Annotated in this window: 1 protein-coding gene; it reads left to right on the top strand. The window is 66.7% G+C overall.

From position 1 onward, the window contains the following. On the top strand, positions 1-767 hold a 767-nt coding region (locus CCN51_RS52825), incomplete at its 5' end, for a PEP-utilizing enzyme (protein ID WP_245881925.1). Positions 768-985 lie beyond the last annotated feature (218 nt).

The following is a 985-nucleotide window of genomic DNA, read 5'->3' as shown; positions in this document are numbered from 1 at the left end:
AGCCGGGCGCCGCCGAGCGGCGCTTCGAGCAAGGCCGGCAGAAGGCACAGAAGAAGGAACAGGACGTGCTGTCACGCTTGCGGGCCCTGCCGGACGGGGACCGGAAGGCCGACGAGGCCAAGCGGATGATCGACCGGGTCCGGACCTTCATCGGATACCGGGAGTACCCGAAGTACGGCATCGTCAGCCGCTACTTCGTCTACAAGCAGGCCCTGCTGGAGGAGGCCGAGCGCCTCGTACAGGCCAACGTGCTTTCTGAGAAGGAGGACATCTTCTACCTCACGTTCCACGAACTCCACGACGTCGTGCGCTCGAACCAGGTGGACGACCAGCTCATCCAGCAGCGCAAGGACGCGTTCCGGTCGTACCACGCGCTCACACCGCCCCGGGTCCTCACCTCGGATGGCGAGGCCCTGACCGGGGCGTACCGGCGCGACGATGTGCCGGCCGGCGCCCTGATCGGCCTGCCGGTTTCCGCCGGGACCATTGAGGGAAGGGCCCGCGTCATCCTTGACATGGCGGAGGCCGATCTCGAAGCGGGCGACATCCTGGTCACGGCCTTCACGGACCCCAGCTGGTCGCCCCTGTTCGTCGGGATCAAGGGCCTGGTGACGGAGGTGGGCGGCCTGATGACCCATGGCGCGGTGATCGCCCGGGAGTACGGTTTGCCGGCCGTCGTGGGCGTGGAACGGGCCACCCGGCTGATCCGGGACGGGCAGCGGATCCGCGTGCACGGAACCGACGGGTACGTCGAGATCCTGCCTTGACCGACCACACCGAGAAGCCCCATCCGTAGCTTCCGACCAGAACAACGCCAAGCAGTTGTTGACCACTCTGATGGGTGGTCAACTTGCTGTTATGCCTCCTCCTTGGACCCGAACGAACACGTAGTACCCGTTACGCTTCTTCCCCTCAGCAGGAACGGGAGGGGCGGGATGGCGGCGTTCGCACCGTTGCAGACGGGGGATCCCGAGCGGGTCGGGCG

The organism is Streptomyces milbemycinicus (assembly GCF_002154605.1).
GTDB classification, from domain to species: domain Bacteria; phylum Actinomycetota; class Actinomycetes; order Streptomycetales; family Streptomycetaceae; genus Streptomyces; species Streptomyces milbemycinicus.
The sequence above is the reverse complement of the archived record's forward strand: the minus strand, read 5'-3'. Positions and strand labels throughout refer to the sequence as shown.